Source organism: Nonomuraea sp. NPDC004702, from assembly GCF_053601695.1.
Genome location: NZ_JBSGCE010000005.1, coordinates 294,702 through 301,954 on the forward strand (window position 1 = coordinate 294,702; position 7,253 = coordinate 301,954).

Sequence of the window (7,253 nt, forward strand, 5' to 3'; positions counted from 1 at the left end):
CCAGCAGCGGCCTCGCCGGAGGGCGTGCCGTCGCCGATCACCGCGCCCCCTCCTTGACCGGCAGGACCGCGTCACGCGGATCCCGCTTGGGCCCTTCGACCACCACGCCGACCACGTCGAGCGCCGTCAGGTCGGCGAACGGCCTGGCGTAGGCGATGCGGGTCAGCTCCCCCGGCGTGGACTCCACCCGCTCGATCACTCCGATCGGCACCCCCGGCACGTACGGCCGCCCGTTCTTGGAGCCGAAGCTGACGATGCGCCCGCCCCGCTCCATCGGCGCCGTCGAGTCGAGCAGCCGGAACTGCACGAGCCGCCCGTTCTCGCCCACCCCGTGCACCACGCCGATCTCCTGGCCGCCCTCCAGCCGCCCCCCGGCGGCCGAGGCGGGGTCGCTGAGCAGCACCACCGTGGAGGTGGCCGACGAGGCGTGGATGACCCGGCCGACCAGCCCGTCACCGTTGAGCACCGTCATGTCGGGACGCACCCCGTCACCGGTGCCCACGTCGATCTGCACGCTGTCCTCGAACCCCGGCTGCCCGCGCCTGGCCACCACGTTGGCCGTGACCACCTTGTAGCCGCCGGTGCCGGAGAGGCCGAGCAGCTTCTTCAGCTCCGCCGAGCGGGTGGCGTCGAGCGTGCTGGAGGACAGCCCGGCCCGCAGCCTGGCGTTCTCCTCCTGGAGCTGCTCGATGTGCCGCTGCGCGCTGGGCGCGCTGGCCAGGGCGTGCAGGAAGCCGCCGACGGGACGCACCACGCCCCCGCCGAACCGCTCGGCCGCGCCGAACACCCAGGCCCCCGCCGAGCGCAGCGGACGCAGCGGTGAGCTGTCGCCCGCACGATGGTCGATGGTCAGGACGACCAGCGCCGCCATCAGCAGCACTCCCAGGATCAGCCGGGCCCGGCGCGAATCTCTCATCAGTGCCGCGACTCCGGAACGAGCACCTGCTGCAGGGCCTCGAACTCCTCGGCGCACTTGCCCGAGCCGATGGCGACCGAGTCGAGGGCGTTCTCCACCAGGTGGACGGGCATGCCGGTCTCGGCCTTGACCCGCTCGTCGAGCCCCTTGAGCAGGGCACCGCCGCCGGTCAGGGCGATGCCGCGGTCCATGATGTCGCCCGACAGCTCGGGCGGGCACTTGTCGAGGGTGGTCTTCACCGCGTCGACGATCGCGTTGACCGGCTCCTCGGTGGCCTTGCGGATCTCCTCGCTCGACACGATGATCGTCTTGGGCAGTCCGCTGATCAGGTCGCGCCCCCGCACCTCCGCGTGGGTCTCCTCGCCGTTGGGGCAGGCCGACCCGATCGCCATCTTGATCTCCTCGGCGGTGCGCTCGCCGAGCATCAGCGAGAACTCCTTCTTGGCGAACGTGATCACCGCCTGGTCGAGCTCGTCGCCGCCGATCCTGATCGACTGGCTGGTGACCACGCCGCCCATCGAGATGATGGCCACCTCAGTGGTGCCGCCGCCGATGTCGACCACCATGTTCCCGGTGGGCTCGTGCACCGGCAGGCCGGCCCCGATGGCGGCGGCCATCGGCTCCTCGACGATGTAGACCTTCCTTGCGCCGGCCTGGTATCCGGCTTCCTTCACCGCGCGCTGCTCGACGCTGGTGATGCCGCTCGGTACGGCGATGATGATGCGCGGCTTGGCGAAATGGCGTCGTCTGTGCACTCGTTGGATGAAGTAGCGCAACATCCGTTCGGTGACGTCGAAGTCGGCGATCACGCCGTCCTTCAGCGGGCGGACCGCGACGATGTTGCCGGGCGTACGACCGATCATTCGCTTTGCCTCGATGCCCACCGCCACGATCTTGCCTGTGGTGGTGTTGATCGCTACGACTGACGGCTCATTGAGCACGATGCCCCGGCCACGCACGTATACCAACGTGTTGGCGGTGCCCAGATCGACCGCCATGTCACGGCCGAGAAACGCGAGCTTGCTGCCCATGGGGAACGGAGCCCTCCGTATCGTCGTTCGCGAATGACTACGGATCGAATTCGAATCGTAACGTGACGTACCCACCAGTGAGCGCAATGAGCCCTCGCGCTCCACAAAAATCTCCAGCCCCTACCTCAACCTGGATTTTGCCCGAATTGCACCCACACGACCGGATCAACTGCGCCCGCGCCTGCCAGACTCGGTGAACGCTACAACCCGCCGCCGACAAAAAGACGCGCCCGCACGGCGTGAAGCCGGCGGGCGCGCGGGTGAAGCTGACTGCTAGAAGCGGTCGGGGAAGAAGATCTTGATCTCCCTGGCCGCGGACTCGGGCGAGTCGGAGCCGTGGACGACGTTCTCGCCGATCTCCAGGGCGTGGTCGCCGCGGATGGTGCCGGGGGCGGACTTGACCGGGTCGGTGGCGCCGGCCAGCGCGCGGAAGGCCTCGATGGCGCGCGGGCCCTCAAGGACCAGGGCCACGAGCGGCGCCGAGGTGATGAAGTCGACCAGCTCGCCGAAGAACGGCTTCTCGGCGTGCTCGGCGTAGTGCGCCTTGGCGGTGTCGGCGTCGAGGGTGCGCAGGTCCATCGCCACGACCTTGAGGCCCTTGCGCTCCACGCGGGCGATCACGTCACCGATGAGGCCACGCTTCACCCCGTCGGGCTTGATCAGGACAAGAGTGCGCTCGGACACGTGTGGTTCTCCTTTGAACAGATTCGGGTCGCGGCTACGGGCGCCTGGCCTGACCACGAGGGCGCTCCGCGGGGCACGGGCCCTCGCGTCGCCATAGCCGTCGCTCAGCTTACCGTCCGCACCCACACCCTCGGCGCCACAGGCATGACGCGCGCGGGCGAGGACTTCAGGACCGCTCGCCGTCCTCCGGGGAGGGCGCCTGCGGCGGCACCGCGGGCACGGGCTCGGCGGGCTCGTCCTCCTCGGGCGCGGGAGAGCCCTCGGGTACGACCGAGCCCCACGTCGTGACCGGCTCCTGCGCCGCGGCCCCGCGCTCACGACCGGCCCCGACCGCGACCGCGACCTCCGCCGGCTCCGCACCGGACGACGGCTCCTCCTCCCGGGACGGCCGCCGCCCCATCACCGCCGCCAGCACGATCACGCCCACCAGCAGGAACCCGCCGATCAACGCCCACCAGTGCAACGCGCCCACGAAGCTGTCGACCAGCTCCTGGCGCGACCCGACCCCCTCCAGCATCCACATCTGCACGCCGGTGCCCAGCAGATAGCCCGCCAGCACCCCCGCGACGCCCAGCGACAGCCCGAACGCCGCCGCCCCGATCCCGACCTCGCCGAGCGTGGCCGTGACCGCCACGGTGGCGCCCACCGCGAGCAGCGTGAACGGCACCGCCAGCACCAGCCCGTCGGCCGACGGGACGACCAGTCGCACCGAGCACAGGCCGACCACCATCGCCAGCAGCCCGAGCGGCGCCGCCAGCCGCCCCACGCCCTTGGCGAACATGCGCACGCCCACCCCGGCGACGACCGCGAGCACCGCCGCCACCCCGAACGGCGTCCACAGCCCGCGCAGCCCCGGCCCGCCCAGACCACCCATCTCCACCAGCGTGACCTGCGCCGTGCTCGGCAGCAGCACCACCCCGACGGCCACCATCGTGTACGCGTGCGTGCGGCCCTCCGCCCGGCCGATCGAGCCGAGCGCCAGCAGCCCGGCGATCGCCACCCCCGCCAGCAGGATCACCGGGACGACGCCCCATCCCGCGCTCGCCGTGCTGACCGCCACGACCGCGATGGCCGCCGCGGGCACGGCCGCGAGCAGCAGCCGGCTGCGCTCCCTGGCGTCCGGCGCGGGCGCGGGCGCCCGTCCGGCGAACCTCCAGACCAGCAGGTACGCCGCCGCCAGCGCCAGCGCGACCCCGGTGGCCATCGGGTACGGCTGCAACGTGACCTTCCAGCTCGTCACGTCGACCAGCGGCCAGAGCGCGAGCGCCTGAGCCTCCAGCAGGCTGACGCACAACACCCCGGCCCACAGGCCACGCAATGCGGGCGTACGGTCCCAGACCGCCACCAGCGTGGCCGGCACGATCAGGCCGCCACCGACGCCGCGCAGCACGCGTACGACGCCGACGACCAGCTCTGAGGCCGCGTATCCGCCCGCCGCGTCGGCCACCGCCACCAGCGCGAGCCCCGCGACCAGCACGTGAGCCACCTTCATCCGCCGCAACGCGACCGCCGCGAGCGGCACCGTCAGCATCAGGGCGGGCAGCGCCAGCCCGTGCGTACGGCTCAGCCCGATCTGGTCGAAGTCGCCCGGCAACAGGTCGGCGACCACGGACAGCGTGTTGGGTATCGTGACGATCGCCAGCGGCAACGCCACGAGGACGAGCAGCCCGAGCACCACGTCGAGCAGCCAGGAATGTCTGAGGCCAGCCGGAAGCGGCGACCGTTGAATCGGGGGGACGGCCATGTAGGCCGACTTTAGCGGGAAGTCACGCCCTCGACACGGCGAGCTACGATAATCGCGGTGATCCACAGCGCCGCGAAGATCGCGCCGAGGAAGAACATGGTCGGCACGAGGAAGCCCGTGGCGATGGCCAGCACCTGGATGACGCTGCCCATGACGTACCCGAAGGGCCGTTTGAGCAGGCCCGCGGCGACCACGCACAACACCAGCAGCCCGATGCCCACCGCGACGGCGAGTGCAGGGGCCACGCCGCCCACGGTGATCGCCACCGGCGTGATGAGCCCGGCCACGATGGCCTCCATGCCGAGCACGCTCGCGCCGAGCCTGCGCATGCCCGGTGTGACCTCGAAATTCATCTCACACCATCCGCCTTGAGCAAATGCCGGGCATCTCCGGCAGTCACCACCGAACCGGTGATGAACACCCCCGTCCCGCTGAACTCGCCCTCCGCGTCGGCGATGCCGATACCCCTGTCGATGGCCTCGTCGAGCCGCTCGACGACGTGCACACGGTCCTCGCCGAACAGCGGCACGGCCAGCGCGGCGAGCTCCTGCGCCGACAACGACCTGGGCGAGGAGTTACGCGTCACCACGATCTCGTCGAGCATCGGCTCCAGCAGCTCCAGCAGGGTCTCGACGTCCTTGTCGCGCATGACGGCGACCACGCCGATCACCTTGGCGAAGTCGAACGCCTCGTGCAGCGCCTCCAGGCTCGCCTCCAGCCCGCCGGGGTTGTGCGCCGCGTCGATCACCACCGTGGGTGTATGCCGTACGACCTCCATCCGGCCGGGCGAGGCCGCCTGGGCGAACGCCTGGCGCACCAGATCCGCGTCGAGCGGATCGTCGCCACCGGTCAGCGCCTCGACGGCGGCCAGCGCGCACACCGCGTTGCTGGCCTGGTAGCTGCCGTAGAGCGGCAGGTAGATCTCGTCATAGACGCCCTTGAGCCCGCGCAGGGTGAGCAATTGCCCGCCCATCGCCATCTCCCGGCCGAGCACGCCGAACTCCAGCCCCTCGCGGGCCACCACGGCGCCGACCTCGGCCGCGCGGCGCATCAGCACCTCGGCCGCGGCCAGCTCCTGCTGAGCGAGCACGGTCGTGGCGCCCGGCTTGATGATCCCGGCCTTCTCCCCGGCGATGCTCGGGATGTCAGGCCCCAGACGATCCATGTGATCGAGGGAGATGGGCGTGATGACCGACACCAGGCCGTCGGCGACGTTCGTCGCGTCCCACGAACCGCCCATGCCGGCTTCGATGACCGCGACGTCGACCGGCGTGTCGGCGAACGCCGCGAACGCCATGGCTGTCAGCAGCTCGAAGAACTGGATGCGCCGGTGCCCCTGCGCGTCAGCCAGCTCGACGTAGGGCGCGATCTCCTCGTAGACCTCGGCGAAGCGCTCCTCGCTCAGCGGCTCGCCGTCGACCGTGATGCGCTCGCGCACGGTGACCAGGTGCGGGCTGGTGAACCGGCCCACCCTGAGGTTGCGCTCGCGAAGCAGCGCCTCCGTCAGCCGCGCCGTGGTCGTCTTGCCGTTGGTGCCGGCGATGTGTATGACCGGGTACGCCCGCTGAGGCGAGCCGAGCAAATCCATGAGCGCAGCGATCCTGTCGAGCGTCGGCTCGAAATCCCACTCGACGCCCCGCTCCAGGATGGCACGTTCAACCGCACGATAATCCACCCCTCAACCCTACTGACCACGCGTAGCGGTCTGGACGCGGGGCAAACATATCGTGAATCGTATAGAAAATTAGAGGGTACTCACCTCCGCCGCAGGGTGCCACCTTGGAGAACAGCCTGCTCTACCCCCCAGCAGGCGCTTTCAAGGAGGCCATCGTGGAAGGCGAGAACACTCGCGAGGAAAGGCAGCGCGGCATCACCAGAAAGGCGCTGTTCAAGGCGGCTCTCATAGCGACACCGGTCCCGTTCCTGATCGGCGAGGTGCCGGCCCTGGCCCGCACCATGGCCGGGACCGGCCAGCAGCTGGAGCCCACCCCGTTCTGCGACGACGGTGACGATCTCACGATCTCGCAGACCGAGGGCCCCTACTTCAAGCCCAACTCCCCCCAGCGCTCGACCCTCCCCGGCTCGGGCACCCCGCTGACGGTGAGCGGATACGTGTTCGGACTGTCCTGTCAGCCACTGGCGAACGTCCTGCTCGACTTCTGGCAGGCCGACGCCAACGGCAACTACGACAACGTCACGTACAACTTCCGGGGGCACCAGTACACGAACGCCCAGGGGGCCTTCAAGCTCACCACCATCGTGCCCGGCCTCTACCCCGGCCGTACCCGGCACATCCACGTCAAGGCGCAGGCTCCGGGCCGTGGCATCCTCACCACGCAGCTCTACTTCCCGGGCGAGCCGCGCAACAACACCGACAGCATCTACGACCCGAGACTGCTCATGAACGTCCGCCCCGTCGGCTCGGGGAAAGAGGCGACGTTCGACTTCGTGCTCAACGTGCAGGGCGTGCCACCCACACAGACGCCCACTCCCACGCCCACGACTAGCCCGTCTCCGGGCGGCGGAACCTGGAAGGTTGGGGTGACCTACCAGGCGGGTGACCAGGTAACCTACGGCGGGTCGACGTACCGGTGCCTGCAAGGGCACACGTCAATGGCCGGTTGGGAGCCACCCAACGTGCCGGCTTTGTGGCAGCGCGTCTGACCCACTGGTCCCCGAACGCAAAAAAGGGCCACCCCGGCTGCTGGGGGTGGCCCTGTTCGTGTTGTCATGCCGGTGAATGCGAAAGGGCCCCACACAAGCGTGTGGGGCCCTTTCGAAAGATTGTCCGGCGGTGACCTACTCTCCCACACCCTCCCGAGTGCAGTACCATCGGCGCAGAGAAGCTTAACTTCCGGGTTCGGAATGTAACCGGGTG

General features: G+C 69.8%; 7 protein-coding genes and 1 rRNA gene. 1 reads left to right on the forward strand and 7 read right to left on the reverse strand.

Going from position 1 to position 7,253, the window contains the following annotated elements; all coding sequences use genetic code 11:
- Positions 1 to 37: 37 nt before the first annotated feature.
- The 6 genes from mreC to ACWEJ6_RS10010 form a co-directional block, all read right to left on the reverse strand.
- On the reverse strand, positions 38 to 916 hold the full coding sequence (gene mreC / locus ACWEJ6_RS09985) for a rod shape-determining protein MreC (RefSeq protein WP_387663371.1): 879 nt from the start codon (positions 914 to 916) through the stop codon (positions 38 to 40).
- Positions 916 to 1,947: a rod shape-determining protein gene (locus ACWEJ6_RS09990; protein ID WP_352328454.1), complete on the reverse strand. Its 1,032-nt coding sequence runs from the start codon at positions 1,945 to 1,947 to the stop codon at positions 916 to 918. The genes mreC and ACWEJ6_RS09990 overlap by 1 nt, the downstream gene beginning before the upstream one ends.
- Positions 1,948 to 2,220: 273 nt before the next feature.
- Complete coding sequence (ndk, locus tag ACWEJ6_RS09995) at positions 2,221 to 2,631, reverse strand: nucleoside-diphosphate kinase (RefSeq protein WP_352358020.1); 411 nt, start codon at positions 2,629 to 2,631, stop codon at positions 2,221 to 2,223.
- Positions 2,632 to 2,797: 166 nt separating this feature from the next.
- A complete protein-coding gene (locus tag ACWEJ6_RS10000; RefSeq protein WP_452422766.1) occupies positions 2,798 to 4,375 on the reverse strand; it encodes a hypothetical protein in 1,578 nt (525 codons plus the stop codon).
- 11 nt (positions 4,376 to 4,386) lie between these two features.
- Positions 4,387 to 4,728: a DUF4233 domain-containing protein gene (locus ACWEJ6_RS10005; protein WP_397178180.1), complete on the reverse strand. Its 342-nt coding sequence runs from the start codon at positions 4,726 to 4,728 to the stop codon at positions 4,387 to 4,389.
- The gene (locus tag ACWEJ6_RS10010; RefSeq protein WP_364329579.1) at positions 4,725 to 6,050 is read right to left on the reverse strand and encodes a bifunctional folylpolyglutamate synthase/dihydrofolate synthase; all 1,326 of its coding nucleotides are present in this window, start codon (positions 6,048 to 6,050) and stop codon (positions 4,725 to 4,727) included. The genes ACWEJ6_RS10005 and ACWEJ6_RS10010 overlap by 4 nt, the downstream gene beginning before the upstream one ends.
- A 155-nt stretch (positions 6,051 to 6,205) precedes the next feature.
- On the opposite strand from ACWEJ6_RS10010, the gene ACWEJ6_RS10015 reads away from it, so the two are divergent.
- Positions 6,206 to 7,039, forward strand: a complete 834-nt coding sequence (locus ACWEJ6_RS10015; protein ID WP_452422769.1) for a carbohydrate-binding protein — start codon at positions 6,206 to 6,208, stop codon at positions 7,037 to 7,039.
- A 122-nt stretch (positions 7,040 to 7,161) separates the two neighbouring features.
- Here the strand turns inward: ACWEJ6_RS10015 and rrf are convergent.
- Positions 7,162 to 7,253, reverse strand: a 5S ribosomal RNA gene (gene rrf, locus ACWEJ6_RS10020); the annotation flags it as partial.